This window comes from Streptomyces coerulescens (assembly GCF_042657965.1).
GTDB classification, from domain to species: Bacteria; Actinomycetota; Actinomycetes; order Streptomycetales; family Streptomycetaceae; genus Streptomyces; species Streptomyces coerulescens.
Window position 1 is genome coordinate 113,473 of the sequence record NZ_JBHSKM010000004.1, and the last position, 25,729, is coordinate 139,201.

A 25,729-nucleotide genomic window follows, 5' to 3' on the forward strand; every position below is an offset into this window, starting at 1 on the left:
GATCAGCCGGACGCGAAGATCGTCTTCTTCTGCCGCTCGATCGAGGACAGCAGGCTGTCGACGCCCTTGGGGTCACGGACGAACTTCTGCAGCGCGGGCTGCATCACCGTGGAGGTGAAGTCGGGCCGGCTGTCACGGTCCATGAACTGGGTCAGTGACTTGGCGCCGGCGATCATGTCGTACGCCTTCTTCTGCAGGGCGGTGTACGAGGACGTGTCGGCCTTGGTGGAGGCGTGGACCGAGCTCGGGTCGGACTTGAGATAGACGGTCTCGGCCTCCGGAGTGCCCAGGTACTCCAGCAGCTTGACGGCCTCGGCCTTGTTCTTCGGGCTCTTGCTCATCATGAAGCCGTCGGTCGGCGCCTCGACGGTGTCCTGCCCGAACTGCGGGTCGATCTCCGGGAAGGCGAAGAAGTCGAGGTCGTCCAGGGCGGCCTTGTCGGTGAACTGCTGGGCGACGAAGGTGCCGAGCAGATACATGCCCGCCTTCTTGGAGGCCAGCGTCTGGGCCGCGTCCTGCCAGGTGCGGCCCATGGCGCCCTCCTGGTGGTACGGGAGGATCTCGGTCCACAGGTCGAAGACCTTGCGCACCTTGGCGTCGGTCCAGGAGGCCTTGCCCGCCATCAGCTCGACATGGAAGTCGTAGCCGTTCTGGCGGAAGTTGATCTGGTCGAAGGTGCCGAGCGCGGGCCAGGCGTCCTTGTCGCCGAAGGCGATGGGGACGAGCTTGTCCTTCTGCATCCGCTTGCACAGGGCGACGAAGTCGTCCCAGGTGGTGGGCACTTCGTACCCGTGCTCTTGGAAGACGCTCTTCCGGTAGAAGATCGCCCAGGGGTAGGTGTACAGCGGCACGAAGTAGTACTTGCCGTCCTCGCCCTTGCTGAGCTTGTGCATCGCCTCGGGGAAGTTGCCCCCGATGCTCTTCCACACGTCGTCGATCGGGGTGGCCAGCCCCTTGGCCGCGAAGAACTGCATCCGGTAGCCGGCGAACCAGGTGAACACGTCGTCCGGCGTGCCCTGGAGGTAGGAGTTGATCTGCTCCTGGAAGGTGTTGGAGTCCTTGGTGTTCACGTCGACCGTGATGCCGGACTTCTTCTTGTAGGCCGCGTAGATGTCCGCGAACGCCTTCTTCGGCACGGCGTCGGACGCCTTCGAGCCGAGGGTGACGGTCTTCGGGTCGCTCGCCGTACCGCTGCCGCCGCAGGCGCTCAGCAGCGGGACGCCCGCGCCGAGGACGGCGGCGCCGCCTATGCCGCGCAGCAGGGTGCGGCGGCTCGGGCTGGGGGACGGCAGTGAGAGACCGGAGGGAGGGAAGTACGGCATCTACGGCTCCTGAGGGCAAGGTTCGATCGTGAGGGTGGACGTGTTGAAGTCCGTCGCAATCGATCAGAAATCAACTTGACCGAACACGGTGGCGCAATAACAGCCGTATGTCAGGTCATACGTCAAGAGATGACGATCGACGTTTTGGAAACGTGACCGACATCTCGAACCCTGTTCAGGGGGCACCGGATCGAGCCCGCCGGTGCGGTGCGGGAGGCGGTCGGAGGCGGTGCGGAGGGGGTGCCGTCCTAGCGGATCACTACGGTGCTGGTCTCGCTGACCTGGTCGATCTCGGTCGTCCGCACGGTCACCTTCATCTCCCACTTCCCGGCGATGGGCAGGTTGAGGAAGCTGTTGCCCCAGTAGCCGCCCTTGTCGGTGAGTCCGGCGTCGACGGGGCCGATGTCCTTGGCGGGCAGCGTGAAGGAGATCCGCAGTTCGGGGACGACGGACACACCGCCGTCGGGCCCGTAGACGAGGGCCTCGATGGAGTTGTCGCCGACCCGGCCGGGGTCGATGGTGATCTGCACCTTGCCGCGGCCGCCGGGGGTGCCCACGTCGAAGGGGACGTTGGTGACGGAGGCACCGACCACGGCCGGCGCCCCGGCCGCCGCCTCGGCCTCCGCCCGGCCGGGCAGGGTGCTGGTGAGAAGCGTGGTGACCGCCAGGACCGCGGCACCGACGGCGACTTCGGCGAGGACGGATCGACGCAGGGCACGACGCTGCGCGGGCTCGTGCTCGGCCGGTGCGGAGGATTCCGGTACGGCGGACTCCGGTGCCGCGTCGGGCGTCTCGTGCAGCGGGGGGCCGCCCACCGGCGCAGGGACCTTCTCCCGTACGGACGTCTCCGCGTCCACGGATGTCTCCGCGTGCACGGACGTCTCCGCGCGCACGGACGTCTCCGCGCGCACGGACGTCTCGGCGCGCACGGACGTCTCGGCGCGCACGGACGCCTCCGCGTGCACGCCCCTCTCCCCGCCCGCATCCGCCTCCCCACCGGCCGTCGCGAGCCGGGCCGTCCAGCGCCGGGACACCGCAGCCGCACCGAGCAGCAGCACGACACCGGCCAGTTTCAGGGTGAGGAGCCTGCCGTACGTCGTACCGGTGAGGGCGTCCCAGGAGCCGAGGCCGCGCCAGGACTGGTAGACGCCGGTGACGACCAGGACGGTCACGGAGGCGAACGCGAGGCGGGAGAAGCGGGTGACGGCCGCCGGGGTGAGATGCGCGCGGTACAGCGTGACGAGCAGGGCCGTGAGGCCGCCCAGCCAGACCGCCGTGGCCAGCAGATGCAGCGCCGAGGACGTCATCGCCACCGGGACCTGGATGCCCGCGGAGGCGTGTTCGCCGGCGGCCCAGGTCATCGCGAGGCCGCCGGCGAGCGCGGCGCCGGCCCAGCCGAAGGGTTTGCGGAGCCGGGCCAGCCGCAGCAGGTACAGGGCAGCCACGAGCAGCAGGGCGAGGCGGGCCAGCAGTACCTCGCCCGGGCGGCCGGTCAGGGTGCGGGTGACGGAGTCCGCGCTCAGGGCGCCCAGCGGGCCGTCGCCCGTCTCGTACGGGGCACGCAGCACCAGCAGGGCGAGGGTCGCACCGAGCAGGGTCCACCAGCCGGCCTTCAGCAGCCGGTGCAGGACGGGGGCGTCGGGCGGGCGGCAGACGGCCATGAAGGTCGCCGTGCCGATGAGCAGGGCGCCGGCGAGGTAGGCCAGATAACGGGCGATGTTGTAGAGGCTCTTGGTCGCCGGGTCCTCGGTGGGACCGGTGTCCACGGTGGCCGTGGTGAGGGAGGGCTTGCCGACGGAGAAGGTGAACGCGCCGGAGACGGGGTGGCTGTCGGCCGACACCACCCGCCAGGCGACGGTGTACGTGCCCTCGGCCAGCTTCGCCGGGAGCGTCACGCGGGCCGTCTCGGCGCCGCCGCCGCGCGCATGCTCGGGTTCGCCCGTGCTCAGCCGGCGGCCGTCCGGGTCCAGCACGCGGAAGGAGTCCTCCAGCAGACCGACGGACTCCGTGAAGGTCAGGGTGATGTCGCCCGGGGCCGACTTGAGGACGCTCCCGTCCTCGGGGTCGGTGGCACGGAGGGCGGCGTGGGCCGACGCGGGGCCCGTGCCGCCGAGGAGGAACAGGACCAGCAGGGTGCCCAGCAGCACCAGCCTTTGAAGTTGTCGCCGGTCGGTAAGTCGGCGGCGCGGTCGTCGTCCGTCATCGCACCCCACCACGTCTGTTCACATCTCCGTCGTCGGATTTGAGGCCTCGATGGTATGTACGGCTGGAGAGGCCTCCACGCTCACGCACTCACCCACTTACCTCGAACCAGAGGAGCTTCCCGGCATGACGGTCGAGACTGCCGTCACCGAGGGACACACCGCCCCAGCAGTCGGCGTACTCCTGCACGAGGCACAGGCCGCGACCACCGTCCGCCTCCGGCGGGGCGACCGGGACGTGGCCGTGGGGCGGACGCTCGAAGGGTGCGGGAATACGGGGGTGACTGTCCCAGACCCCGACGCGCAGACGTCCGTCGGCGAGGGCGGTCAGACGGAGTGATGCGGGGCCGTCGGTGTGCAGGTAGGTGTTCGTCACCATCTCCGAGGTCAGCAGCTCAACGGCATCGACGACCCCGAGCCTGCCGTGACTGGCGAGCACCGACCGTACGGTCATGCGTGCGACCCGGGCCGCGCGGGGGTGGTGGGGGAGGCGGAGGGCGTATGCCCAGGTGTCGGGCGGGGATACGGTGCGCATGGAGTCCTCCAGGAGTCTCAGAGGGAAGGTGGGTTTGAGCTCGCTCAACTGCCGTGCCCGGCGGTGGCATTGCCTGGGTTGGTGCGCTTCCGGCTTGTGGGCGAGGGGAGTTGGGCGACGCGGGTACTAAGGTAGACCTCGATGGGAGATAAATCTCCCTCAACCTGGAAGATGAACCTGCAATTGCCTCGTGTGGGTTACAGGAGCGCCGCATCGCGGCCCGGAAGGAGGCGCCTTGCCACCCACCAACAACCCCACCCTGCGCCAACGGCGACTCGGCGCTGAGCTGCGCAAACTCCGTGAGCGTGCCGGGTTCACCGTGACCGAAGCGGCCACGCATCTTGGGGTCAACCAGGGACGCGTCAGCATGATCGAAACCGGCCGAAGCTCCCTCAGCGCCGACCGTGTCCGAGCCGTGGCATCCGCCTACGACTGCTCGGACGCGGCGCTCATCGACGCCTTGGCCGCCATGACCGGGCGCCGGGCGCGCGGCTGGTGGGAGGAGTACCGCGAGCATGTACCCGCCGCACTCGTCGACCTGGCCGAACTGGAGCACCACGCCAGCGCCCTGCGCGCGGCACTCGTCATCCACATCCCGGCGCTCCTGCAGACCACCGACCATGCACGAGCCCTCTTCCGGTCGGTTGTGCCGCCGATGCGGCAGTACGAGGTCGAGCACCGCCTGACGCACCGCATCAAGCGGCAAGGCATCCTGCACCGCGCGGATCCGCCCCCGTATACAGCGACCATCCACGAGACGGCACTACGCATGGACTTCGGCGGCCCCGTCGTCACCCGTGGGCAGCTCAAGCACCTGCTCGACATGAGCGAACTGCCCCACGTCACAGTCCGGGTGATCCCTTTCGGTACGGACCGCTTCCCCACGACCGGCCAGTCCTTCGACTACCTCGAGGGACCCGTCCCTCAGCTCGACACGGTCCAGTTGGACTCACACCACGGCGCCTGCGAATTCCTCGATGCCGAGGCGCAGCTGAGCAAATACCGGGCTGTACTGGACCGCACGGAGTCCTGCGCGCTCGACCCCGCCGAGACACGCGACTTCATCCACCATCGCATCCAGGACCTGTGAAGGAACCAGCCATGCAGACCCTCCATTGGCAGAAGTCCACCTACAGCGGCGACGGCTCGAACTGCGTCGAGATAGCCACCACCCCCACCACCATCCACATCCGCGACTCCAAGAACCCGGCCGGCGCCCACCTCAACCTCCGGCCCACCGCCTGGGCCGACTTCCTCTCGCATGCGGCGACCGCAGGGCGATAGTCCGCGCGCAAGTTCCCGCAAGTTCCTGGTGGTCGCTGCACGTTGAGCACAAGATCGAGCATGTACGCCCAACAACCAGGAGGCAACGATGGCTCTGATCAAACTTGGCCAGGACCCCGAGGGCCCGGAGGGCAAGTCGCCCACGATCTACCTCGACGACGAGAAGGCCACCTACCTGGTGCAGGGCTGGAAGGTGGACGACGAGACTCGGCGTTCTCAGCTGGACCTTCCCGGCCACGAGGACGTGATCGAGATCCCGAAGCGCATGGTGCAGTTCTTCCCGGAGGTGAAGGACCGTGGCCGTGCCGACTCTTGAGGACCGACTGCGGAGCTGCAACCGCTCCGCCGTCCACCTGGAGATGCGCGACGGCTACATGCGCTCCGACCCTCGATACGCCGCCTGGCAGAACGGCGTCCGCAGCGATCCCGCGGAGAGCGACCCGAAGCGCCGGCCATGGCTACGGCTCATCAGCGACCTCGTAGCCCAGGGGGTCGAGGTCCGCAGGGCCAGGATCGTGTCAGAGCCCGTATCGGACTACATCCGGTTCGAGCACCACCTGACCGACCCAACCGTGCAGGCCGGCGAGCAGGTGCGCTGGCTGCCCCGCCGTCGCGCATCCGCTCTGGCTCTGCCGGGCAACGACTTCTGGCTCTTCGACCACAGCTCGGTCATCTTCCACCACTTCGCCGGTGACGGAGAACTCGCTCCGGACGACGAGGAGTTCACTGACGACCCGGGAGTCGTGAAGCTGTGTGCTGATGCCTTCGAAGCCGTCTGGGCCCTTGCGGTGCCACACGAGGACTACAGGCTCACCTGATCCACAATCTGCAGCGTGACTTCATCCGGTGTTCAGCAGGCACTGCAGGCCCTCGGCCGACGTCTCCGCGAAATCCGCGTGGACGCCGGCCTTACGGCGCGAGAGCTGGCCAGGCGTGCCGACTGGCACGAGTCGAAGTGCTCTCGACTTGAGAACGGACGCACCTCCCCGTCCGACGTGGACATTCGGACGTACACGACCCTCTGCGACGCCCAGAGCCAGACCGCCGACCTGATCGCCACGGCGCGCGGTATAGAGGGCGCCTACATTCAGTGGCGGCGCATGGAGCGGGCGGGCCTTCGGCGCGTCCAGCATTCTGTGGCGCCGCTCTTCGAGCGCACCCGCCGGTTCCGCGTCTACCAGTCCTGGGTGATCCCCGGTCTGCTTCAGTCCGCCGCCTACACCCGCGCCGTACTGAGCACCGTGGCCCACCTCCGAGACGTGCCAGGCGACATCGACGACGCCGTGGCCGTCCGCATGGACCGGCAGCGCATCCTGCACACCGGCGACCACCGTTTCGCCATGCTCGTCGAGGAATGGGTACTGCGCACTGTCATAGGCGACCGCGATGCCATGGCCGGAGCACTCGGCCACCTGATCTCTGTCGCCTCGCTCCCTTCCGTCAGCCTGGGCGTCATCCCTCTCGGCACACCGCGCGGGGTCGGATGGCCCGTCGAGTCGTTCACCATGTACGACGACGCACAGGTGAACGTGGAACTCGTCTCCGCGCACCTGACCGTCACGCAACCCGGCGAGATCGCGGAGTACACGAAGGCGTTCGCCGAGTTGTCCGCCATCGCCGTGTACGGCACACGAGCAAGATCGATCATCTCAGCCGCCATCGACGCACTCGGGTGATCGCTGCGCAAGCTCACGCAAGTCCCTGGATCGGCAACTCGGCGTCTCCATAACTTCGTTCCACCGAGCGCCGAACAGCCATGGAGGCGACGCATGGAGACGCAGCAACCGCGGGACTACGACCTGGCCGAGCCACCCTACGAGCCCTCCGCCGTACCTGGCTGTGCCGACTGCCTGTCCCTCGTGGTCGCCCGGCAGAACGCCCGCTCCAGCGCTGACTACAGCGCTGCATCCGACCGCAATGTGGAACTGCGCGGACACCAGGCAGAGGCGCATGCGTCGTGAGCGAGGGAACGGACATGAGTCTCTTCGCCAACCGGCCTCTGATGACCATGCGGGTTTCTCATGACGCACGGCAGACCTGGGGTCCCGACCGGGCTGTATTCGCTACGGACGATCTTCATCCGCTGCTCACCACCGCATGGCCGCCTTGCCAGTGCCGGCGCTGCACGGAACGCGGCAGGCGCTCCGGCCGCTGAGGGCTCTCGCCCCCATGAACTCCCGCCCGACCCGGTCGGCGGCGGTCAGCCATGGCTGCGATCAGATCAGTTGAGCAGGAAGGTGCGGTAATGCAGAACGGAACCGACCTGTACGCGCTCCACATCGACGGGGCTTCGTTCGTGAAGGCGTGCGGCGGCCCCTGCACCGAAGGGTGCGTGACCCTGGCCCGCATCGGCGACGACTCCTGGGCCCTCAGTGACAGCAAGCGGCCAGATGCGCAGCCGCTCCGCTTCACCACGGAGGAGTTGGACGCGGCGGGTATCGACCCGGCGCGCTTCGGCCTGAACGTCTGACCTCCTCCAGACCAGTCGGGCCGGTCGGGCCGGATTCATCCCCGCCCCCCAATCCGGCCCGACTGGCGCTGCTCGAACGGGAACGACTGGTGCACCACCACGGCTATCTATGGACCGGCCCCAAGGAGCGCTTCGACAACGAGGCCCTACGACGGCCCTCGCATCCCGAACAGCCACCGGCAGGCAGCAGACCGGAACTGATCCACCGCTACCGCGAGGTGGCGGCCGAATTCCCGATCGTTGACCTTCCGCCACTGGAGACGGCGTACTGGCTCGTCAAGCCACGCTGGCTCGTTCGTGGCACGTGGGACGAGGCGAAGGAAGCGGCCGCCTGGCTCGGGGAGCGGCTGGCCGAGCATGCGCAACGGTTCGCATACGAGCATGACCGTGACACCGGTCGCCTGAGCCGACTGACCGACTCCGCCGCCGAACGGCTCGCCACGGGAGTCGACGTGTCGTACGGCTACTACCTCGAACGCCCCGCGTACCTGCACCTGGCCCTCGTGACCTGCTCCCCGAACCACTTGATGCCGGTCCTGCCCTGTCCGCTCGGCTGACCGGGCCCTGCGGCATCGCCCGTCCGTCCCTCACCACGTCGGCCGCGCCGACACCCCGCCGTCCACCACCAGGTCGTGGCCGGTGATCCAGGACGCCAGGTGGGAGGCCAGGAAGACGCAGGCGTCGGCCACGTCCTCCGGGCGGCCCAGGCGTCCGATGGGTGCCGCCTGCGTCCAGCGGCGTACGCCCTCCGGCCAGGACTCCTCCAGGCCCTCGCGGTGGATCAGGCCGGGGGAGACCGTGTTGACGCGGATTCCCAGGGGGCCGTACTCCAGGGCCGCGGAGCGGGCGTGCATGCGTACCGCCGCCTTGGCGGCGCTGTAGTGGGCGTGCCGGGGTGCCGGGTGGGTCGCCTCGATGGAGGCGATGTGGGTCACCGAACCGCCACCGGCCTGGTTCCCCATGATCTCCGCGGCCGCCTGCGTGCAGGCGAACACGGTCGTCAGGTTGGCGTCCACGACCGCCCGCCACTCGGCCGCCGACATCCCCGGCAGCTCCCGCAGGGGCTGTACGCCCGCGTTGTTGACCAGGGCCGTGAGCCGCCCGCCACCCCACTCGGCCGCCTTGTCCAGCAGCCGGCGGCACGCGTCCTCGTCCGTCAGGTCGGCCCGCAGCACCAGCGCCCGCCCTCCCGACTCCCGGACGCGGTCGGCGACTTCGGCCGCCGCGCCCGGGACCGTACGGCAGTGCAGGACGACCGCCGCCCCCTCCTCGGCGAACCGCGTCGCGATCCCCCGGCCGATGCCGCCGCCCGCGCCCGTGACCAGGGCGACCTGTCCGTCAAGGAGTCCGCTCATGGGCGGCACAGTCCCGCGATCCGGTCCGCTTCGGCGGGATAGCGCGCCGTCAGGTCGGCCAGGTCGCCGTGTTCGTAGCCCTCGTAGGTGAAGCCGGGCGCCATCGTGCAGCCGAAGAAGGTCCACGAACCGCCGGCCGCGACCCGCGCCCCCATCCAGGTCCCGGCCGGGACCGTCAGTTGGATGTGTTCGCCGCGCTGTATGCCGGGGCCGAGCACGGCGGTGCGGGAGGTGCCGTCGGGAGCGAGGAGCAGCATCTCCAGGGGGTCGCCCAGGTAGTAGTGCCACACCTCGTCCGACGGCAGGCGGTGCAGGGCGGAGTAGTCGTCCAGGGTGAGCAGGACGACGATCGCGGTGCCCTGCGGCCGCCCGTCGGACAGCTCGGGTCCCGCCCAGGTGCGCCGGAACAGCCCGCCCTCACGCGGGATCGGCTCCAGGCGGTAGTGGGCGACGAGTTCTTCCGGGGTCACCCCGCAAACGCTACCTCCCGGGTGAGGAAGGCGAGTTGGGCCTCCTTCGGCGGGATGTACACATCAGGGATGTCGACCTCCGGCAGCATGACCACGGGACCGGCCTCGAAACCCTGCTTGAGGAACCGGGCGACGGCCTTCTCGTTGCGCACGTCCGGGTCGACCACGACCCGCCGGCGGCCCAGGGTGCCGAAGACGTACGACGCGACCACGCCGAGCAGTACGGAGGTCCAGCCGGGCCGCGCCCCCTCGGGGCCGGCGGGGGCGAGCAGCAGGTGGACGCCGATGTCGCCGGGGAGAACCTCGTAGCACTCGCCGACCCGGTCCGCCTCCGGCTCGTAGGTCTGCAGGAGCGCGACCGGGACGTCGTCGCGCAGGATCAGGAAGGCGTGGTGGGTGTCGAGGCCCGCCATGTGGGCGTAGATCTCGGACACCTGGTCCCTGGTCAGGCCGTTCATGCCCCAGAAGGAGGCCCGTTCCACGCCGACCCAGCCATGGACGACCTCGGCGTCGGCCCGCGCGTCCAGGGGGCGGATGCCGACCGTGCCGAAGCCGGCGATGAACTGCCGGTGTCGTCCGGGCTGCTCCGGGTGCTCAGACATCTGCTTCCTTCTCCAACTCGGTGAAATCGGTGACGACCAGGACCAGTTCTCCGCCCACCCACAGGGGGAGCTGGTCGCGGTGGTGGGGCGAGCCGGGAATGCCGGAGGCGCCCAGGGGGACCACCCAGAGGCTGGCCTCGCGGTCGGCCAGGTCCCAGACATAGCGGGCGGCGGGGCCGCGTGCGCTCAGGTCCGTGAGGCCGGGGACCGCCGAGGTGCAGAGCACGCAGTCGTGGTCGCCGGAGAGAGCGGGTTCGTCGTACGACGGGTCGGCGAGGGCCCGCCAGGGGGCGAGGCGGTGGGTGTCGCCCCAGGTGCCGGGCCGCTCCCCTGCGGCCTGCTCGGCGGCCACCTCCTCGACCGCCGCGCGCACGGTCCCGGCGCGGTCGATGCCGTACAACTCCTCGGCGCGCAGCAGGTGTTCGAGGGCCAGGCCGACGCGGGGGAGCAGGGCAAGCCAGGGGAGGAGGACCTCGGGGTAGGCGGGCGGGACGGCCAGCGCGGCGAAGGCCGGGTGCGCGGCGAGTCGCCGTACGACCGCGCCGCGCACCGCCGCGTACCCGGCGGCGGCCTCGCTGTCCGCGTCCATCCGGCGGTCCCAGGACAGGAGGGTCCGCCGGATGCGGTCGGCCTCGGGGGTGAGGGTGCCCAGGGAGCGCAGGAGGTCCAGCAGGGGCTCGGCCGAGGCCAGGTGGGTGTCCATGTGGATCGCCGGCATGTCGGCGGCCGACCAGCGCTCCTTCTCCGCCAGCAGGGCCGTGATGCGGTCGGCGCGGTGGGGCTTGGCGAACTCCACGCCCAGCGGTGCGGCGAGGCCGCGCTGGTTGGCCATGGCGGCGACGCCGTCGGTGAGTCCGCCGCGCGGCGGCTCGTGCCGGCCGTGCCACTCGTGGCCGGGCTCCCAGGCGGGCACGGGCCGGATGCCGTTGGCCTCGGAGCGCACCGGCACGTTCCCGGCGACGCGGTGCAGCAGCCCGCCCTCGGTGTCGGCGGCCTGGACGACGTTGACGGGTTCGGCCCAGAGGTCCACGGCACGGTCGACGTCGGCGACGCTGCGGGCGCGCAGGAGGGGGAGGAGGGCACTGAAGCCCAGGTCGGCGGTGACGCGGGGTGGGTAGCGGAGGGCCATGGCGAGGGGCGGCTCGTCGTCGGAGAGCCCACCGAGGAAACCTTCCTGCAGGCCCGCCTGGAGACCCTCCTGCGGGCCCTCCTGGAGACCCTGGAGACCTTGCCGCATGCCCTCCTGCGAGCCCTCCTGGAGACCTTGCCGCATGCTCTCCTGCAAGCCGTCGGGCAACCCCTCCGGCCCCCCGATCACCACCGGCCCCCGAGCCGTCTCGATCACCTCGACCTCGACCGGCTCCTCCCCCGCGACCTCCACGACCTCCGTGTGCCGCACGGCCCGTCGCCACACCCCGTCCGGGTCCAGCGCCTCGATGCCCGCGCCGGTGCGCCGCAACCGCTCCCGGTACAGGTCCTGATAGTCCGCCATGGCGTTGGTGATGGCCCAGGCCACCGTGCCGGTGTGTCCGAAGTGGGCGATGCCGGGGATGCCGGGTACGGCGATGCCGATGACGTCGAACTCGGGGCAGGACAGATGGATCTGCTGGTAGACGCCGGGCTCCTCGATGAAGCGGTGCGGGTCGCCGGCGATGAGCGCGTGCCCGGTGACGGTCCGCTCGCCGCTCACCAGCCAGCCGTTGCTGCCCGAGACACCCGGCCCGTCGGCGGCGAACAGCCCGACCGCGTCCGCACCGAGGTGCCGTACGACCTGCTCGCGCCAGAGCTTGGCCGGGAAGCCCGCGAACAGGATGTGGATGCCGAGCCAGATGCCGAGCGGGGTCCAGGGCTCCCAACGCCCCGGAGTCAGCCCCGTCCTCGCGAACTCGGGCGTGCGGCGGGCGCCTTCGGCGAGTCCCTCGTTGACCCCGTCGACGTACGCCCGCACCCACCCGGCCGTCTCCGGGTCCTGTCTCTCCAGCTCGGCGAAACAGCGTCTCGCCGTGTCGTCGAGGCGGGTCCGTCGGACGAACCGGTCCCAGGGCAGGGCCTCGGCACCGAGGAAGGAGGCCGAGGTGCCCCGTGCCCGGTGCCGTTCGACCTCCAGCTGCCAGGCCCGGTCCAGGGCGGTGACACGGCCCTGCACCCGGGCGAGTTCGGTGGCCCCGTCGGCCCGGAGATGCGGAATGCCCCAGGCATCGCGGAAGATCTCGCCGGTCACCTGTGCCGCTCCTTTGCTTTAGGTTAGGCTTCCCTAAGTTATTGCTGATGGTGCGGGAATCGTACGCGAAAGGTGAATACGCCATGGGGCAGGGGCACGGCTGGGAGGGCGCGGTCCTGAAGCTGCTGCGCGCGAAGGACTTCGTGTTCACGGTGACGGGCGCCGAGGACGTCACCGAGCACTACCGCCGCGTGCACCTCACGGACGGCGGCATGCTGAAGGCGACCGGCGTCCACCCCACCATGTGGGTCCGGCTCTGGTTCGACAACGCGGGCAAGCCCCATCAGCGCGCCTACACCCTCGTCGACCCGGACCCCGAGGCCGGCACCTTCAGCCTGGAGTTCGCCCTGCACGAGGGCGTCGCCAGCGACTGGGCGCGCACGGCGAAGTCCGGCGACACCATCGAGGCGACCGTCCACGGCACCGGCTTCACCCGGCCCGAACCGGCCCCCTCCCATGTCTTCGCCATCGCCGACACCGCCTCCCTGCCCGCCCTCAACTCCCTGCTCGACGCCCTGGACGCGGCCCCCGCCACGGTGTGGTTCGAGGGCGAGCGCGACGGCCTGCCCTTCCGCGCGCAGGAGTCCCGCCACGACGTACGGACCCTGCCGCGGCGCGACGCCGGGGCCCACCTGGTCGCCCAGGTGAAGGAGAACCTGCCCGGCCTGCTCGCCGACACGCCGGACCCGTACGTCTGGATCGCCTGCGACACGGCGACCACCCGCACCCTCATCTCCTACGTCCGCAAGGAGCTGGGCCTGCCCAAGCAGCGGGTGAACGCGCTGGGGTACTGGCGCCCCTGATCCCGGCACGGGCGTACACCCCTTGATGCGCCCGTGCCGGACCGGCATCCCCCGCGCGCGTCCGGGCGACGCGCGCGGCATCATCGGGGGCATGGACGTCACCCTGCATCTCGCCCAGGACCCCGAGGCCGACGCGCTCCTCGGCCGCAGCCCGCTCGCCGCGCTCGTCGGCATGCTGCTGGACCAGCAGGTCCCGATGGAGTGGGCGTTCAAGGGACCCCGCACGATCGCGGACCGCCTCGGCGCGGACGACCTGGACGCGCACGACATCGCCGCCCAGGACCCGGACGCCTTCGTGTCCCTCCTCTCCGAGAAGCCGGCCGTGCACCGGTACCCGGGCTCCATGGCCAAGCGGATCCAGCAGCTGTGCCAGTACCTCGTCGAGCGCTACGACGGCGACGCCGAGCTCGTCTGGAAGGGCGTCGAGGACGGGCGCGAGCTGCTGCGCCGGCTGGAGGACCTGCCCGGGTTCGGCAAGCAGAAGGCACAGATTTTCCTGGCGCTGCTCGGCAAGCAGCTGGGCGTCCGCCCGAAGGGCTGGCAGGAGGCCGCGGGCGCCTACGGCGAGACGGACTCCTTCCGCTCCGTCGCCGACATCACCGGTCCCGAGTCACTGACCAAGGTGCGCGCACACAAGCAGGAGATGAAGGCGGCGGCCAAGGCGGCGAAGACGGCCCGCAAGTAACGTCCCGACACGGGCGAACACCGACGCCGGTCGACCGACCAGGCGGAATGGCGGCGGCCGTGGGGCCCGTCTCCAGCGGCGTCCCATCCCCAGGCAGACCCCGGCGTCAGCCGCATGCCCCGCACCGAATGGCGGCCGAGGGACCCGGTCTCCAACAACGACCCACCACAGGCAGATGCCGACCTCGGCCGGCCGACCACGGCGAATGGCAGCGGCCGTGGGGCCCGCCTCCAGCGGCGGCCCACCACTGGCAGACCCCGGCGTCAGCCGACTGGCCCGCCTCGAATGGCGGGCATCGTGGCCTCGTTCCCAGCATGGAGCATGACCGAGGCGCCGAGCGGCTCCCCTTGGGGCCGGGACTACGACGACCGCCGGATCCACTCCGGCCACCCCACCGGACCACCGGGCCCGACGACCTCGCGTGAGCCCGAGCCGCCCTTCGAGGGCCCGCTGCACGCGCTCTCCCGCGCCGCCTGGCAGGTCGTCCTGGTCACCGGTCTCGCCTCCCTCGTCCTCGGTGTCTTCGTGCTGGCCTGGCCGGACGCCTCACTGCGGGTCGCCGGTGTCCTGTTCGGCCTCTATCTCGTCATCAGCGGCGTCTTCCAACTGGTCGCCGCTTTCGGCACGCACCGCACGACCTCGCTGCGGGTGCTGGCCTTCGTCAGCGGCACCGTGTCGGTCCTGCTCGGCCTGTTCTGCTTCCGCGGCGCGATGCAGTCGATCCTGCTGCTGGCGCTGTGGATCGGGATCGGCTGGCTCTTCCGCGGCATCACCCAGTCCCTGGCCGCCGCCTCCGACAGTTCCGTGCCGGCCCGCGGCTGGCAGATCCTCCTCGGCGTGGTCACGTTCCTCGCCGGGATCGTGCTGATCGTCTCGCCGGTCGAGTCGATCACCGTGCTCATGGTGCTCGGCGGCTGCTGGCTGGTGGCGGTCGGCCTGGTCGAGCTGGTCACCGCGCTGCGGCTGCGGAAAATGGCCCGTCAGGTGCCGCGCGAACTGTGACACGCACAGTGATACCCACCCCAGCCCCGTACGCCGTGCGGGCGGTTCTCCCGCCGGACGGGATGAACTCCGCACGGCATCCGGGGAGATGACCTTCCGTGAGTACCGCACGATGCCGCTCGCGCAGCCGCACCTGGCTGCGGGTCCTCGTGCTGCTGCTCGCGCTGCTGGTGCCGGGCGCGCACGCGCAGGCCCACGCCCTTCCCCCGGTGGCCGCGGCCGCCGAGATCGCCGAGCAGGACGTCCCCGACACGGCCCTGCGGCCGGTGGCCCGCGCCGAGCGGCGCACATCCGTACGGCAGCGGCCGGGCCCGCCGCAGGGGCCGGCGACCGGCACCCCGGCGGGCACCCGGCGCTGCGCGCCGCCCCGGCCGTCGTACGTCCCGCACATCCTGCGCACCGTGGTCCTGCGCTGCTGACAGACCCCCGCGACGAGGTCAGTCAGTACGACGCAAGGAGCACAGTCATGCCCACCGACCACTACGCGGTCCTGCGCGCCCTGCTGCGCGCCGAGGCCACACGCAACACGCCGAAGCCTCAGGCGAAGAAGGACAAGCCGCAGCTCCCCCGGAAGGACCGGGAGCGCGGCTGACGCGGCCGCGGCGGGGGCGGCCTTCTCCGGGTCACCGCCTCCGCCGCGCCGTGCCGAAGACCGACCGGGTGATCTCGCGCCCGATCTGCGTACCGACCGACCGAGCCAGGGACTTGAAGATGCCGCTCCCGACGACCTGCTCGACGACGGAGGGCTGCTCCTTCTGCCGGGCCCTGTGCCCCGCCGCCCCGGCCGTCGCCTCGCGGATCTCGTCCGGACCCTTGCCGCCGCGGATCTCATCCGGGCCTTTGCCGCCGCGGAGCTCGTCGGGTCCTTTGCCGCCGCGGATCTCGTCCGGCCCCTTCCCGCCCTCGCGCGGCTCCTGGAGCCTCTCGTACGCCGACTCCCTGTCCACAGCCTGTGCATACCGCTCGTACAGCGCCGACGACGTCACCGCCCGCTCCAGCGCGCCCGCCTCCAGCGGACCCATCAGCGACTCCGGTGCCCGCAGCCGGGTCGCGGCGACCGGCGTCGGGGCGCCCTTCTCGCTCAGCACGGTCACCACGGCCTCGCCGGTGCCCAGGCCGGTCAGGAGTTCCTCCAGGTCGTACGCCGAGTTGGGGAACGTCTTCACCGTGGCCTTCAGCGCCTTCTGATCGTCCGGGGTGAAGGCGCGCAGCGCGTGCTGGATCCGGTTGCCGAGCTGGCCGAGGACCTCGGCGGGCACGTCCTTCGGCGTCTGCGTCACGAAGAAGACGCCGACCCCTTTCGAGCGAATCAACCGCACGGTCTGCGTGATCGCGTCAAGGAACGCCTCGGAGGCGTCGTCGAACAGCAGGTGCGCCTCGTCGAAGAAGAACACCAGCTTCGGCCGGTCGATGTCCCCGACCTCGGGCAGATCGTGGAAGAGGTCGGCCAGCAGCCACATCAGGAACGTCGAGAACAGCTGGGGCCGGTCCTGCACGGGGGGCAGTTCGAGCACCGACACCACCCCCCGCCCGTCCTCCGCGGTCCGCAGCAGCTCGCCCGTGTCGAACTCCGGCTCCCCGAAGAAGCCGTCCATGCCCTGCGCCTCGAAGGCGGTGAGGGAGCGCAGGATCACCCCGGCGGTGGCGGCCGACAGCCCGCCGATGCCCTTCAGCTCGCCCTTGCCCTCGTCGGAGGTGAGGAAGGCGACGACGGCCCTGAGGTCCTTGAGGTCGACCAGCTCCAGGCCCTTGGTGTCGGCGTAGTGGAAGATCAGCCCGAGGGACTGCTCCTGGGTCGGGTTCAGGCGCAGCACCTTGGACAGCAGCACCGGCCCGAAGCTGGTGATCGTGGCCCGCACGGGGATGCCACGGCCGATGCCGCCCAGGGCGTAGAACTCGGCGGGACATCCCTTCGCCGCCCACCGCTGCTGGACCTCGGCGGCACGCGCCTCGACCTTGTCGCCCGGCTGCCCCGGCGCCGCGACACCGGAGAGGTCGCCCTTCATGTCCGCCAGGAACACGGGCACGCCCTGCGCCGAGAGCTGCTCGGCGATCAGCTGGAGCGTCTTGGTCTTGCCGGTGCCGGTGGCGCCCGCGACCAGGCCGTGCCGGTTGAGCATGGGCAACGGCACCCGGATCTGCGCGTCCGGCAGGCAGCCGCCCTCCCAGAGCAGGGCGCCCAGGTGCAGGGCGGGCCCGGTGAAGGCGTAGCCGGCGGCGATCTCCAGGGCCTCCCTCGGCAGGGCGGCGGCACGGCCCACCTCGGAAGCGGCGGCCCGCCGCGCGGTCCCGGCCCCTGCCCCGGCCTTGGGCGTGCTGTTCCGGTCGCTCATGTCAGCCCTCCGCACGCTTCTCGCCCTCGAACGGGCGACCGACTCCGGTCCGGCAGGACGTCCCCGTGCGATCCGGCACGACGTCCGACCGCGATCCGGCAGGGTGTTCGACCCGACCCCGGGCCACCTCGGCTTCCGTACGAGTCCGTTCCGGCTTCCGTTCCGGCCTCAGATCCGGCTTCCGATCCGGCCGTCATTCCCTCGACCTTTGCCGTTTCATACCGGTTTGACCAATCTTTTCCAGCGTCGCACTACCGCGCCATGGCTGCGCCCGGAACGTCTTGACCGGTAGGCTTTCCGTGTGATCTTCAAGCGCATCGGAAACGGCCGGCCGTACCCCGACCACGGCCGGGAAAGCACCCGGCAGTGGGCGGACGTCGCGCCGCGCCCGGTCCGCCTCGATCAGCTCGTGACGACCAAGGGTCAACTCGATCTGGAAACCCTGCTGGCCGAGGACTCGACGTTCTACGGCGACCTCTTCGCGCATGTCGTGAAGTGGCAGGGCGACCTGTATCTGGAGGACGGCCTGCACCGCGCGGTGCGCGCGGCGCTCCAGCAGCGCCAGGTGCTGCACGCGAGAGTCCTGGAACTGGACTGATCCCCGGCTGACACGCCCGGGCGTCGCCGGTTGCCCCTTTCGGGTAAGTCCGTGCGGCATCGAATGATCATCTAGTAGGCATTGCCGCCCGAGCGGACTACGCTGCGCCCATGAGCATGCTGACTCCCCAGGGCATGGGCGGCCAGTACCGCATCAAGGGGAACAAATACCCACGGATGCGGCGGCGTCGGCGACGCGGCAGGCTCGCCGTCCTCGCCGTCGCCTCCCTCGGCGCGCTCGGCATGGTCGGCTGGGGCACGCTCCAGCTCATCGACGTCTTCACGGGCGGCGGCGGAGAGGCCTCGGCCGCCGGCCCCAAGTCCGGCTGCGGGATCCGGGCCACGCCTTCGCCCACCGCGACCGCGGCACTGCCCAAACCGGCGGGCATCACGGTCAACGTCTTCAACGCGACGACCCGCAGCGGGCTCGCCAAGAAGACGGCGGACGAGCTGAAGAAGCGCGGCTTCAAGATCGGCGACGTGGGCAACGCGACCAAGGAGTACGACAAGAAGGTGAAGGGCACCGGACTGCTGCTCGGCCCGGCCGCCTCCCTGAACACCTCACTGCCGGTGCTCGCCACCCAGCTGACCACGGCCGAACGCCGCACCGAGGCCACCCGCAAGGGCGCGACCGTGGACCTGATCATCGGCGACCGCTTCAAGGAACTCACGAAGAAGCCGGACGCCGACAAGGCCCTGACCGCCCTGTCCAACCCGAAGCCGACTGCCTCAGCTTCGAGGAAGGGCTGCTAGAGGCGCCCCGAAAGGGGCGCGGGGAACTGCGCGAACAGCCGCAACGGACCGGCAGTCGCCACGCAGCCGCGCCCTCACGGCGATAGGGCGAACAACCCCCGGCTCTTACTCGGCCGCCCCGTAGAGACGATCCCCCGCGTCCCCGAGCCCCGGCACGATGTACCCCTGCTCATTGAGGTGATCGTCAACAGCAGCCGTCACCACCGTCACCGGCGTCCCCGCCAGCTCCCGCTCCATCAGCTCCACACCCTCGGGCGCGGCGAGAAGCACCACGGCGGTCACATCGTCGGCACCGCGCTTGATGAGCTCCTGGATCGCCGCGACCAGCGTGCCGCCGGTGGCCAGCATCGGGTCCAGGACGTACACCTGGCGCCCGGAGAGGTCCTCCGGCATCCGCGAGGCGTACGTGGACGCCTGGAGCGTCTCCTCGTTGCGGATCATGCCCAGGAAGCCCACCTCGGCGGTCGGCAGCAGCCGGACCATGCCGTCCAGCATGCCGAGGCCGGCGCGCAGGATCGGCACGACCAGCGGGCGCGGGTGGGACAGCTTGACGCCGGTGGTGCCGGTGACCGGGGTCGTGATGTCGACCGCTTCGGTCCGCACGTCCCGCGTGGCCTCGTAGGCGAGCAGGGTGACCAGCTCGTCGGCCAGCCGACGGAAGGTCGCGGAGTCGGTGCGCTGGTCGCGCAGCGTGGTGAGCTTGTGGGCGACCAGGGGGTGGTCGACGACGTGGAGACGCATGTCCACAACATTAACCGGGCCGGGTATGCCCGGCGTCCCCCCACACGGCAAGCCCGATGCCGCGGCATCACCCGTGCGCTGGCATCAAACCCCCCATCGGAGGGAAAGTGGGAGGGACGTAGCGGGGGTGGTGAGCCGATGCCTGATCCTGAGTCCCCGGAGCGTCCCACCGAGGACGCGCCGGACCAGAGTGACGCCGCGCGCCGGCGGCGCCGGGCCCAGTTCCTGCGGGAACTCGCCGAGGCCCGCGAACTGCGCGACCGCGTCCAGCCGCGCCGCGCCAAGGCGGCCCGACTGCGGCATGCGCTGCGCATGCGGACGTTCCGCTGGTAGGGCGAGTCGCGCGGGAAGATCGGCTGTTCTCCGGGCGGTTGGGCGGTGAGGGTGCGTGGACACCCGGAAAACCCGCGTACGATCCGCACGTGGCGGCAACGAGTGCGCTGGTGAGTCCGTGAGTCCTTCACAGACCTGCTCGCGGAACCCTCGGGCCCACGCGATCAAAACTGCCGGACACAGGGAGCCGAAGACGTCCCCTGAACGCCTTGTTTCTGCCACGATTCCGAGTGGGTGGGGCTCGGACACCGAGCCGCCCCACCCCAACCTCCGCCGGGGGGACCCCCAACCGGCACGCCTATGACCAGTGGGAGAGTCACGGTGTACTTCGCCGCACTGCTCGCGCGCACCGAAGACGGGTGGGAAGCGAGCGACACAGAGCTCGACGATGTGGAGACCCTGTCGGATCTGGCCGACCTGGCCCGTGAAGCCTCTCCCGAGGACGACACGGTGCTGGTGCTGATCGAGCAGGAGGACGCCTGGTTCGGCGTCGTCCGCATCGACGGCGAGGACGACCCCCGTATCTACGTCTCGGACGCCGCAGCAGCCGCCCGCAGCAGTTACGGCGAGATCCTGCTCACCGACGAACTGCTCGGAAGGGAGCCCGGCGACGACGACGCCGACCTCGACTCCCTGGACCTCGACGGCACGGAGGAGCCCGACGGCGACTCCGAGGACGACGAGGACGGCGGCGGTGCCGACGCGGTGCCGCACAGCCCCGTCGGCGACAGCGAGATCCTCGACGACCTCGGCGTCGGCGAGAAGGAGCTGAAGTCCCTGGACGCCGAGGACGCCCTCAGCGCGATCGCCGAGGCGCTGGGCGCCTCGGAGGTCCTGGAGACCGTCCGCTGACCTCGTTCGACCCCGTGCGCGACCGCTGGCGGGCCGCGATGCGGCTCGCCCTGGACGAGGCCGAACGGGCCGTCCAGGGCGGGGACGTCCCCGTCGGCGCGGTCGTGCTGTCCGCCGACGGCACGACCGTCCTGGGCACCGGCCACAACGAGCGTGAGGCGACCGGCGATCCGACCGCCCACGCCGAGGTGCTGGCGATCCGCAGGGCCGCGGCGGCGCTCGGCGAGTGGCGGCTGTCGGACTGCACGCTCGTCGTCACGCTGGAGCCCTGCACGATGTGCGCCGGCGCGATCGTGCAGTCCCGGGTGGACCGGGTCGTCTACGGCGCCCGGGACGAGAAGGCGGGCGCGGCCGGCTCCCTCTGGGACGTCGTACGCGACCGACGGCTGAACCACCGGCCCGAAGTGATCGAGGGCGTGCTCGCCGAGGAGTGCGCCCGCCGACTCACGGACTTCTTCCGGGATCGTTGACGGGCCGCGAATACCGATTTCAGAGCATGGCCGGGCGTGCTGTAAGGTCTCCCTCGGTAGCGTGTCCGAGCGGCCGAAGGAGCTCGCCTCGAAAGCGAGTGTGGCGCAAGTCACCGAGGGTTCAAATCCCTCCGCTACCGCTGAAGAGGGGCCCCGTCCGATGGACGGGGCCCTTCGTGCTGTTGATCTACGCGGAGGGGCGAAGGTTACACTCACCGCCGGTAACCCGAGGCTCTTTCGACTCATTCGGCACGACAGGCATGGCAGGCACGGCAGGCACACCAGCCACAGGGGAGGCCGCGATGGCGGTGAATTCGAAGAAGATCGCCGTCTATGTGCTCGCGGTCTTCGTGCTCTACGTGATCATCACGGACCCGGAAAAGGCGGGGGACTACGTCACGGTAGGGTTCGAGGGCATCTCGGACGCCGCCGCGGCGATCGGCGACTTCATGACGTGGATCGCCAACGGAGGCGACAGCTAGGGAGTACTCATGATCCGCCACCTGGTCCTCTTCAAGCTGAACGAGGGTGTCGAGCGCGACGACCCGCGGGTCGTGGCGGGCGTCGAGGCCTTCCGCTCACTGGAGGGCAAGATCCCCGAGCTGCGGCACTGGGAACTGGGCTGGAACTTCAGCGACCGCCCCATCGCCTACGACTTCGCCATCAACTCCGCCTTCGAGGACACGGCCGCCCTGCGCGTCTACGCGGAGCACCCCGAACACCAGGCGGGCGTCGCCCTGTGGCGGGAGTTCGCCACCTGGGTGATCGCCGACTACGAATTCTGAGCCGCGCCACACCTCTGCCGAGCCGCGCCGCCCCTCGATCCACCCGAAGCCCTCCGCCGTAACGGCGGGGGGTTTTCGCGTGTCTTACGCATCCTCTCATTCTCAACACGGGATTATGCGGTACTTGAACACAATGAACTGTCTTGTGATGCTATGACCGCTTTTGACGGATGAGTTGATGGATCACGAGGTGGAGTTGACCGTGCCGGCCAGTACTGCGCCTCAAGCCACGACCCACTCGCCCCAGGAGGACACCACCCCCGCGTCCCCGCCGCCCCGCAGCCGCGGCGCCGACACCCGGGCACTCACCCAGGTCCTCTTCGGGGAGCTCAAGGACCTGACGCCGGGCACGCCGGAGCACACCCGCGTACGCGGGGCGCTCATCGAGGCGAACCTCCCGCTCGTGCGCTACGCGGCCGCCCGTTTCCGCTCCCGCAACGAGCCGATGGAGGACGTGATCCAGGTCGGCACGATCGGACTCATCAACGCCATCGACCGCTTCGACCCGGACCGGGGCGTGCAGTTCCCGACGTTCGCGATGCCGACCGTGGTCGGCGAGATCAAGCGGTACTTCCGGGACAACGTCCGCACGGTGCACGTGCCGCGCCGGCTGCACGAGCTGTGGGTCCAGGTCAACAGCGCGACCGAGGACCTCACCACGTCCTTCGGACGCACCCCCACGACCGCCGAGATCGCCGAGCGGCTGCGCATCACCGAGGACGAGGTGCTGTCCTGCATCGAGGCCGGGCGGTCGTACCACGCCACCTCGCTGGAGGCCGCCCAGGAGGGCGACGGGCTGCCCGGACTGCTGGACCGGCTCGGCTACGAGGACCCGGCCCTGGACGGCGTGGAGCACCGGGACCTCGTACGGCATCTGCTGGTGCAACTCCCCGAACGCGAACAGAGAATCCTTCTTCTGCGGTACTACAGCAACCTCACCCAGTCGCAAATCAGTGCGGAACTCGGGGTGTCCCAGATGCACGTATCGAGGCTACTCGCGCGTAGCTTCCAGCGGCTGCGTTCGGCGAACCGGATCGACGCCTAACCGCATACAGGATCGACCGGTCACCGTCGCGAGCGAATCGCTCACCAGGGCAGATCCCGACAGTTCTGATCCGAAATACCGTCAGACCCCCTTTATCCAGGGCGGATTCAAGTCTCACATGTCGACATGTCACTACAGCGTGTTGCCGACATGTGACATTCTTCGGGAAGCGCGTTTGCCGTGGCTTCGGCTCCGGTATTCAGGTGAAGGCTGGCGTTCCTCGATCGGAGCGTTCGCCACGACCGTCCCGCGACCCAAAGGGGGTGGCATGTCCGCAGACCAGGGCAGCTCGAAGGTGCTCACGCTCACGAAGAGCGAGTCCGCGCCCGACGCCGTTCTCGACGACGTCACGGCCCTCGAGGCCGTACCGGCCCTCCCGTCACCGGGAGCCATCGACACCCGCACCCTGTCCCGCTCCCTGTTCCTGCGGCTCGCCGCACTGGACGAGAACAGCCCCGAGCGCGCCTACGTCCGGGACACCCTGATCGAGCTCAACCTCCCGCTCGTGCGCTACGCGGCGGCCCGCTTCCGCTCGCGCAACGAGCCGATGGAGGACATCGTCCAGGTCGGCACCATCGGCCTGATCAAGGCGATCGACCGCTTCGACTGCGAACGGGGCGTGGAGTTCCCGACGTTCGCGATGCCGACCGTGGTCGGCGAGATCAAGCGGTTCTTCCGCGACACGTCCTGGTCGGTGCGCGTCCCGCGCCGGCTCCAGGAGCTGCGGCTGGCCCTCACCAAGGCCAGCGACGAGCTCTCCCAGAAGCTGGACCGCTCCCCGACGGTCACCGAACTCGCCACCGTGCTGGGCGTGTCCGAGGAGGACGTCGTCGACGGCCTCGCGGTCGGCAACGCCTACACGGCCTCCTCGCTGGACTCCCCGGCCCCGGAGGACGACGGCGGCGAGGGCTCGCTCGCGGACCGGCTCGGCTACGAGGACTCCGCCCTGGAGGGCGTCGAGTACCGGGAGTCGCTGAAGCCCCTGCTCGCCAAACTCCCGCCCCGTGAGCGGCGGATCATCATGCTGCGCTTCTTCGCCAACATGACCCAGTCGCAGATCGGCGAGGAGGTCGGGATCTCCCAGATGCATGTCTCCCGGCTGCTCACCCGGACCCTGGCACAGCTGCGTGAGGGGCTCATCTCCGACTGACCCCTTCATATTTGACGGAGCGTCAGCCACCATGGCCCGATGCTTCGCCGGACATGGACGACCTCGACACACGGCCGTCGGTGCGCCCTGATCGGCGCGTCGGCGGCCGTCGTCTGCCTGGGCGGGACGCTCGCCGCGTGCGGGGGCGGCGGGGGCGACGACGGATACGTCGCCACGGGAGCGGCGGGAGGCCCGCCCCGCGTCTCCGGCAAGGCCGCCGCACCCACGGGCGAGGTGACGCTGGTACCGCTCGACGAGCCGGAGAACGGCGGATCGAGCGGCGGTACCGGCGGGAATGGTGGGGCCGGCGGCTCCGGCAACTCCCCTGAGCCGGAGGGGAGTCAGGAGAGTCAGGGGCCGACGTCCTCCCCAGGAACCCAGCACGCGGGGGCGGAGGGTTCCGCCCGTCCCCCGAGCGGCACCGACGGCCCCGCGGCCGAGCCCGCCGACTCGGCCACCCCGTCCGGCAGTTCGGCCGGCGGCTCCGCATCCTCGGCGCCACCCTCGCCCGCGAAGCTGACCGTGAGCGACCCCGTGCGGGAGCCCACGGACAAGCGCTGGTGCGAGAAGGTGACGCTCGACCTGCACAACTCGGGCGGCACGGCCGTGCGTTCGGGGACCGTGACCTTCGGGACCCACATCATCGGTGCGCTCGGCATCGACTGGGCGACGATCGAGTCGTCGGAGGAACTCCCGGCGCCGATCGGGGCCGGGGTGCGCAAGGAGAAGACCTGGACGGTGTGCGTCGACGCCTGGCGCGTGCCGCTGGGCATGCACATCGAGACGCGGGACGTCACCGTCCGGTGGGAGCAGTAGCCGTAGCGGCTACTTGAGCGCCAGCCAGGCCACCGCCGCCACGATCACGACCGCGGCGACGACGCCGATGATCATGCCGATGCGCGGACCGGAAGAAGCCTGCTGCCGACGACCGCCCTGCGGGCCCTCGTCGACGAACGCGCGGAACATCTGGGTGCTGCCTGCGGGGTCGTGGTTGCCCTGGGGGCCCTGGGTGTTAGCCATGGCCTGGACCCTAGCGAATCCGCCCGTGCGGCCCAAGTGGGGGCCCAACCCCTGCACAGGGGCCACAGAACCCGCCCCACCTGCACATTTACGGTCGCAATACTTGCCTTTGCCAAGTTTTTATACCCCGCCAGAGCTGATTTGTTTGCCTGTAGCAACCAAACGCTTCTATGGTTGCCCTAAGCAACAAACAAGCGGGAGGTGTGATGGCCGAGCAGGCGCAGTACGAGGAGCTGGTCCGCCAGTTCAGCGCCTTCGGCGCCGTGAAACGCGAGATGGGACGGACGCTGCCGTCCGACTGTCCCGCCGGATCCGCCGCCGTACTGACGTTGCTGGCCGGCCACGGAGACATGCGCATGAGCAAGCTCGCCGAGCTGCTCGCCGTGGACATGTCGGTCACCAGCCGTCATGTCGCCCACGTCGCCGAGCGCGGCTGGATCGAGCGCTCCCCCGATCCGGCGGACAAGCGCAGCCGCATCCTCCACCTCACCCCGGCCGGCGAGGACCGAATCCGGGAGATGTCCCGGCGGACCACGCAGCTGCTGGCCGAGCGGCTGAGCGACTGGACCGACGACGACGTCGAGGCGCTCACCCGGCTCATGGCCCGGCTGAGAGCCAGCTTCGACTGCCGTACACCCGCGATCACCCAGTAGGAAAAGGAATCCCATGGCAACGACCACACCAGCCGGTGTGCGGGCCC

At 70.2% G+C, this 25,729-nt stretch carries 34 protein-coding genes and 1 tRNA gene; 25 read left to right on the forward strand and 10 right to left on the reverse strand.

Translation table 11 applies throughout. From position 1 onward, the window contains the following. Positions 1 to 2 precede the first annotated feature (2 nt). The 3 genes from ACFPQ9_RS08875 to ACFPQ9_RS08885 form a co-directional block, all read right to left on the reverse strand. Positions 3 to 1,322, reverse strand: coding sequence for an ABC transporter substrate-binding protein (locus ACFPQ9_RS08875; protein ID WP_380849371.1), 1,320 nt, complete (start codon positions 1,320 to 1,322; stop codon positions 3 to 5). 248 nt (positions 1,323 to 1,570) lie between these two features. After that, complete coding sequence (locus ACFPQ9_RS08880) at positions 1,571 to 3,469, reverse strand: copper resistance CopC/CopD family protein (protein ID WP_380849374.1); 1,899 nt, start codon at positions 3,467 to 3,469, stop codon at positions 1,571 to 1,573. A gap of 145 nt (positions 3,470 to 3,614) precedes the next feature. After that, entirely contained in the window at positions 3,615 to 4,058 is a 444-nt protein-coding gene (locus ACFPQ9_RS08885) for an ATP-binding protein (RefSeq protein ID WP_380849377.1), read from the reverse strand. Between the two features lie 235 nt (positions 4,059 to 4,293). On the opposite strand from ACFPQ9_RS08885, the gene ACFPQ9_RS08890 reads away from it, so the two are divergent. From ACFPQ9_RS08890 to ACFPQ9_RS08925, 8 genes are all read left to right on the forward strand, one after another. Then, the gene (locus ACFPQ9_RS08890) at positions 4,294 to 5,148 is read left to right on the forward strand and encodes a helix-turn-helix domain-containing protein (protein ID WP_380849380.1); all 855 of its coding nucleotides are present in this window, start codon (positions 4,294 to 4,296) and stop codon (positions 5,146 to 5,148) included. Positions 5,149 to 5,159: 11 nt separating this feature from the next. Further along, a complete protein-coding gene (locus tag ACFPQ9_RS08895; protein ID WP_380849383.1) occupies positions 5,160 to 5,342 on the forward strand; it encodes a DUF397 domain-containing protein in 183 nt (60 codons plus the stop codon). Between the two features lie 88 nt (positions 5,343 to 5,430). Then, positions 5,431 to 5,658: a hypothetical protein gene (locus tag ACFPQ9_RS08900; protein ID WP_380849386.1), complete on the forward strand. Its 228-nt coding sequence runs from the start codon at positions 5,431 to 5,433 to the stop codon at positions 5,656 to 5,658. Next, the gene (locus ACFPQ9_RS08905; RefSeq protein WP_380849389.1) at positions 5,645 to 6,160 is read left to right on the forward strand and encodes a DUF6879 family protein; all 516 of its coding nucleotides are present in this window, start codon (positions 5,645 to 5,647) and stop codon (positions 6,158 to 6,160) included. Before ACFPQ9_RS08900 ends, ACFPQ9_RS08905 begins: the two co-directional genes overlap by 14 nt. 6 nt (positions 6,161 to 6,166) lie before the next feature. Further along, positions 6,167 to 7,018 (forward strand): helix-turn-helix domain-containing protein, encoded by an 852-nt coding sequence (locus ACFPQ9_RS08910; RefSeq protein ID WP_380850048.1) that lies wholly within the window; start codon positions 6,167 to 6,169, stop codon positions 7,016 to 7,018. Positions 7,019 to 7,111: 93 nt separating this feature from the next. Next, a complete protein-coding gene (locus ACFPQ9_RS08915; protein ID WP_380849392.1) occupies positions 7,112 to 7,303 on the forward strand; it encodes a hypothetical protein in 192 nt (63 codons plus the stop codon). A 284-nt stretch (positions 7,304 to 7,587) separates the two neighbouring features. Beyond that, on the forward strand, positions 7,588 to 7,812 hold the full coding sequence (locus tag ACFPQ9_RS08920; protein ID WP_380849395.1) for a DUF397 domain-containing protein: 225 nt from the start codon (positions 7,588 to 7,590) through the stop codon (positions 7,810 to 7,812). 89 nt (positions 7,813 to 7,901) lie between these two features. Next, on the forward strand, positions 7,902 to 8,369 hold the full coding sequence (locus tag ACFPQ9_RS08925; RefSeq protein WP_380849398.1) for a hypothetical protein: 468 nt from the start codon (positions 7,902 to 7,904) through the stop codon (positions 8,367 to 8,369). Between the two features lie 30 nt (positions 8,370 to 8,399). Here ACFPQ9_RS08925 and ACFPQ9_RS08930 read toward each other — a convergent pair whose 3' ends face one another. Genes ACFPQ9_RS08930 through ACFPQ9_RS08945 form a run of 4 tightly spaced genes read right to left on the reverse strand, consistent with a single transcriptional unit; the run spans position 8,400 to position 12,460 of the window. Further along, entirely contained in the window at positions 8,400 to 9,167 is a 768-nt protein-coding gene (locus ACFPQ9_RS08930; RefSeq protein WP_380849401.1) for an SDR family NAD(P)-dependent oxidoreductase, read from the reverse strand. Continuing rightward, positions 9,164 to 9,637, reverse strand: a complete 474-nt coding sequence (locus tag ACFPQ9_RS08935) for a cupin domain-containing protein (protein ID WP_380849404.1) — start codon at positions 9,635 to 9,637, stop codon at positions 9,164 to 9,166. The genes ACFPQ9_RS08930 and ACFPQ9_RS08935 overlap by 4 nt, the downstream gene beginning before the upstream one ends. Next, positions 9,634 to 10,239, reverse strand: coding sequence for a GNAT family N-acetyltransferase (locus ACFPQ9_RS08940; RefSeq protein WP_380849407.1), 606 nt, complete (start codon positions 10,237 to 10,239; stop codon positions 9,634 to 9,636). Before ACFPQ9_RS08940 ends, ACFPQ9_RS08935 begins: the two co-directional genes overlap by 4 nt. Continuing rightward, on the reverse strand, positions 10,232 to 12,460 hold the full coding sequence (locus ACFPQ9_RS08945) for a penicillin acylase family protein (protein ID WP_380849410.1): 2,229 nt from the start codon (positions 12,458 to 12,460) through the stop codon (positions 10,232 to 10,234). The genes ACFPQ9_RS08940 and ACFPQ9_RS08945 overlap by 8 nt, the downstream gene beginning before the upstream one ends. 83 nt (positions 12,461 to 12,543) lie before the next feature. Here ACFPQ9_RS08945 and ACFPQ9_RS08950 point away from each other — a divergent pair, with 83 nt between their 5' ends. From ACFPQ9_RS08950 to ACFPQ9_RS08970, 5 genes are all read left to right on the forward strand, one after another. Continuing rightward, positions 12,544 to 13,263, forward strand: a complete 720-nt coding sequence (locus ACFPQ9_RS08950) for a siderophore-interacting protein (RefSeq protein ID WP_380849413.1) — start codon at positions 12,544 to 12,546, stop codon at positions 13,261 to 13,263. Positions 13,264 to 13,354: 91 nt separating this feature from the next. Further along, on the forward strand, positions 13,355 to 13,948 hold the full coding sequence (locus tag ACFPQ9_RS08955; protein WP_380849416.1) for an HhH-GPD-type base excision DNA repair protein: 594 nt from the start codon (positions 13,355 to 13,357) through the stop codon (positions 13,946 to 13,948). A gap of 321 nt (positions 13,949 to 14,269) precedes the next feature. Continuing rightward, the gene (locus ACFPQ9_RS08960) at positions 14,270 to 14,950 is read left to right on the forward strand and encodes an HdeD family acid-resistance protein (RefSeq protein ID WP_380849419.1); all 681 of its coding nucleotides are present in this window, start codon (positions 14,270 to 14,272) and stop codon (positions 14,948 to 14,950) included. A gap of 98 nt (positions 14,951 to 15,048) precedes the next feature. Then, a complete protein-coding gene (locus ACFPQ9_RS08965) occupies positions 15,049 to 15,369 on the forward strand; it encodes a hypothetical protein (RefSeq protein ID WP_380849422.1) in 321 nt (106 codons plus the stop codon). Between the two features lie 47 nt (positions 15,370 to 15,416). Next, positions 15,417 to 15,542, forward strand: a complete 126-nt coding sequence (locus tag ACFPQ9_RS08970; RefSeq protein WP_380849425.1) for a hypothetical protein — start codon at positions 15,417 to 15,419, stop codon at positions 15,540 to 15,542. Between the two features lie 31 nt (positions 15,543 to 15,573). Here ACFPQ9_RS08970 and ACFPQ9_RS08975 read toward each other — a convergent pair whose 3' ends face one another. Further along, complete coding sequence (locus ACFPQ9_RS08975; protein ID WP_380849428.1) at positions 15,574 to 17,283, reverse strand: helicase HerA-like domain-containing protein; 1,710 nt, start codon at positions 17,281 to 17,283, stop codon at positions 15,574 to 15,576. 301 nt (positions 17,284 to 17,584) lie between these two features. Between ACFPQ9_RS08975 and ACFPQ9_RS08980 the strand changes: the two genes are divergently transcribed. Both ACFPQ9_RS08980 and ACFPQ9_RS08985 read left to right on the forward strand, forming a co-directional pair. Continuing rightward, positions 17,585 to 17,881 carry a type II toxin-antitoxin system VapB family antitoxin gene (locus tag ACFPQ9_RS08980; RefSeq protein WP_003999914.1) on the forward strand — a complete coding sequence of 99 codons (297 nt, stop codon included), beginning with the start codon at positions 17,585 to 17,587 and terminating at the stop codon, positions 17,879 to 17,881. A 134-nt stretch (positions 17,882 to 18,015) separates the two neighbouring features. After that, positions 18,016 to 18,633 carry a LytR C-terminal domain-containing protein gene (locus tag ACFPQ9_RS08985; RefSeq protein WP_380850051.1) on the forward strand — a complete coding sequence of 206 codons (618 nt, stop codon included), beginning with the start codon at positions 18,016 to 18,018 and terminating at the stop codon, positions 18,631 to 18,633. Between the two features lie 105 nt (positions 18,634 to 18,738). Here ACFPQ9_RS08985 and upp read toward each other — a convergent pair whose 3' ends face one another. Further along, entirely contained in the window at positions 18,739 to 19,374 is a 636-nt protein-coding gene (gene upp, locus ACFPQ9_RS08990; RefSeq protein ID WP_380849436.1) for a uracil phosphoribosyltransferase, read from the reverse strand. Positions 19,375 to 19,512: 138 nt separating this feature from the next. On the opposite strand from upp, the gene ACFPQ9_RS08995 reads away from it, so the two are divergent. The 9 genes from ACFPQ9_RS08995 (at position 19,513) to ACFPQ9_RS09035 (ending at position 24,825) form a co-directional block, all read left to right on the forward strand. Next, positions 19,513 to 19,707, forward strand: a complete 195-nt coding sequence (locus ACFPQ9_RS08995; RefSeq protein ID WP_380849439.1) for a hypothetical protein — start codon at positions 19,513 to 19,515, stop codon at positions 19,705 to 19,707. Between the two features lie 321 nt (positions 19,708 to 20,028). Next, positions 20,029 to 20,559, forward strand: a complete 531-nt coding sequence (locus ACFPQ9_RS09000; protein ID WP_380850054.1) for a tRNA adenosine deaminase-associated protein — start codon at positions 20,029 to 20,031, stop codon at positions 20,557 to 20,559. Positions 20,560 to 20,597: 38 nt separating this feature from the next. Then, entirely contained in the window at positions 20,598 to 21,029 is a 432-nt protein-coding gene (tadA, locus tag ACFPQ9_RS09005) for a tRNA adenosine(34) deaminase TadA (RefSeq protein WP_380850057.1), read from the forward strand. Positions 21,030 to 21,084: 55 nt separating this feature from the next. Continuing rightward, positions 21,085 to 21,169 (forward strand) — tRNA-Ser (locus tag ACFPQ9_RS09010). Positions 21,170 to 21,331: 162 nt separating this feature from the next. After that, on the forward strand, positions 21,332 to 21,511 hold the full coding sequence (locus ACFPQ9_RS09015) for a hypothetical protein (RefSeq protein WP_380849442.1): 180 nt from the start codon (positions 21,332 to 21,334) through the stop codon (positions 21,509 to 21,511). 9 nt (positions 21,512 to 21,520) lie between these two features. Then, positions 21,521 to 21,814: a Dabb family protein gene (locus ACFPQ9_RS09020; protein ID WP_030952811.1), complete on the forward strand. Its 294-nt coding sequence runs from the start codon at positions 21,521 to 21,523 to the stop codon at positions 21,812 to 21,814. A gap of 178 nt (positions 21,815 to 21,992) precedes the next feature. After that, entirely contained in the window at positions 21,993 to 22,859 is an 867-nt protein-coding gene (locus ACFPQ9_RS09025; RefSeq protein ID WP_380849445.1) for an RNA polymerase sigma factor SigF, read from the forward strand. A gap of 268 nt (positions 22,860 to 23,127) precedes the next feature. After that, a complete protein-coding gene (locus ACFPQ9_RS09030) occupies positions 23,128 to 24,009 on the forward strand; it encodes an RNA polymerase sigma factor SigF (protein WP_380849447.1) in 882 nt (293 codons plus the stop codon). A gap of 39 nt (positions 24,010 to 24,048) precedes the next feature. Next, the gene (locus tag ACFPQ9_RS09035; RefSeq protein WP_380849450.1) at positions 24,049 to 24,825 is read left to right on the forward strand and encodes a hypothetical protein; all 777 of its coding nucleotides are present in this window, start codon (positions 24,049 to 24,051) and stop codon (positions 24,823 to 24,825) included. A 9-nt stretch (positions 24,826 to 24,834) separates the two neighbouring features. Here ACFPQ9_RS09035 and ACFPQ9_RS09040 read toward each other — a convergent pair whose 3' ends face one another. Continuing rightward, positions 24,835 to 25,029, reverse strand: a complete 195-nt coding sequence (locus ACFPQ9_RS09040; RefSeq protein ID WP_380849452.1) for a hypothetical protein — start codon at positions 25,027 to 25,029, stop codon at positions 24,835 to 24,837. Positions 25,030 to 25,235: 206 nt separating this feature from the next. Between ACFPQ9_RS09040 and ACFPQ9_RS09045 the strand changes: the two genes are divergently transcribed. Then, positions 25,236 to 25,682: a MarR family winged helix-turn-helix transcriptional regulator gene (locus ACFPQ9_RS09045; RefSeq protein ID WP_380849455.1), complete on the forward strand. Its 447-nt coding sequence runs from the start codon at positions 25,236 to 25,238 to the stop codon at positions 25,680 to 25,682. Positions 25,683 to 25,729 lie beyond the last annotated feature (47 nt).

Bases quoted from the DNA above. Each gene is read 5' to 3' on its own strand.
- ACFPQ9_RS08875 (WP_380849371.1), bottom strand. From the start codon at position 1,322: ATGCCGTACTTCCCTCCCTCCGGTCTCTCACTGCCGTCCCCCAGCCCG.
- ACFPQ9_RS08885 (WP_380849377.1), bottom strand. From the start codon at position 4,058: ATGCGCACCGTATCCCCGCCCGACACCTGGGCATACGCCCTCCGCCTC.
- ACFPQ9_RS08895 (WP_380849383.1), top strand. From the start codon at position 5,160: ATGCAGACCCTCCATTGGCAGAAGTCCACCTACAGCGGCGACGGCTCG.
- ACFPQ9_RS08900 (WP_380849386.1), top strand. From the start codon at position 5,431: ATGGCTCTGATCAAACTTGGCCAGGACCCCGAGGGCCCGGAGGGCAAG.
- ACFPQ9_RS08915 (WP_380849392.1), top strand. From the start codon at position 7,112: ATGGAGACGCAGCAACCGCGGGACTACGACCTGGCCGAGCCACCCTAC.
- ACFPQ9_RS08920 (WP_380849395.1), top strand. From the start codon at position 7,588: ATGCAGAACGGAACCGACCTGTACGCGCTCCACATCGACGGGGCTTCG.
- ACFPQ9_RS08930 (WP_380849401.1), bottom strand. From the start codon at position 9,167: ATGAGCGGACTCCTTGACGGACAGGTCGCCCTGGTCACGGGCGCGGGC.
- ACFPQ9_RS08940 (WP_380849407.1), bottom strand. From the start codon at position 10,239: ATGTCTGAGCACCCGGAGCAGCCCGGACGACACCGGCAGTTCATCGCC.
- ACFPQ9_RS08950 (WP_380849413.1), top strand. From the start codon at position 12,544: ATGGGGCAGGGGCACGGCTGGGAGGGCGCGGTCCTGAAGCTGCTGCGC.
- ACFPQ9_RS08955 (WP_380849416.1), top strand. From the start codon at position 13,355: ATGGACGTCACCCTGCATCTCGCCCAGGACCCCGAGGCCGACGCGCTC.
- ACFPQ9_RS08960 (WP_380849419.1), top strand. From the start codon at position 14,270: ATGACCGAGGCGCCGAGCGGCTCCCCTTGGGGCCGGGACTACGACGAC.
- ACFPQ9_RS08970 (WP_380849425.1), top strand. From the start codon at position 15,417: ATGCCCACCGACCACTACGCGGTCCTGCGCGCCCTGCTGCGCGCCGAG.
- ACFPQ9_RS08975 (WP_380849428.1), bottom strand. From the start codon at position 17,283: ATGAGCGACCGGAACAGCACGCCCAAGGCCGGGGCAGGGGCCGGGACC.
- ACFPQ9_RS08985 (WP_380850051.1), top strand. From the start codon at position 18,016: ATGGGCGGCCAGTACCGCATCAAGGGGAACAAATACCCACGGATGCGG.
- upp (WP_380849436.1), bottom strand. From the start codon at position 19,374: ATGCGTCTCCACGTCGTCGACCACCCCCTGGTCGCCCACAAGCTCACC.
- ACFPQ9_RS08995 (WP_380849439.1), top strand. From the start codon at position 19,513: ATGCCTGATCCTGAGTCCCCGGAGCGTCCCACCGAGGACGCGCCGGAC.
- tadA (WP_380850057.1), top strand. From the start codon at position 20,598: ATGCGGCTCGCCCTGGACGAGGCCGAACGGGCCGTCCAGGGCGGGGAC.
- ACFPQ9_RS09015 (WP_380849442.1), top strand. From the start codon at position 21,332: ATGGCGGTGAATTCGAAGAAGATCGCCGTCTATGTGCTCGCGGTCTTC.
- ACFPQ9_RS09020 (WP_030952811.1), top strand. From the start codon at position 21,521: ATGATCCGCCACCTGGTCCTCTTCAAGCTGAACGAGGGTGTCGAGCGC.
- ACFPQ9_RS09025 (WP_380849445.1), top strand. From the start codon at position 21,993: ATGGATCACGAGGTGGAGTTGACCGTGCCGGCCAGTACTGCGCCTCAA.
- ACFPQ9_RS09030 (WP_380849447.1), top strand. From the start codon at position 23,128: ATGTCCGCAGACCAGGGCAGCTCGAAGGTGCTCACGCTCACGAAGAGC.
- ACFPQ9_RS09035 (WP_380849450.1), top strand. From the start codon at position 24,049: ATGCTTCGCCGGACATGGACGACCTCGACACACGGCCGTCGGTGCGCC.
- ACFPQ9_RS09040 (WP_380849452.1), bottom strand. From the start codon at position 25,029: ATGGCTAACACCCAGGGCCCCCAGGGCAACCACGACCCCGCAGGCAGC.
- ACFPQ9_RS09045 (WP_380849455.1), top strand. From the start codon at position 25,236: ATGGCCGAGCAGGCGCAGTACGAGGAGCTGGTCCGCCAGTTCAGCGCC.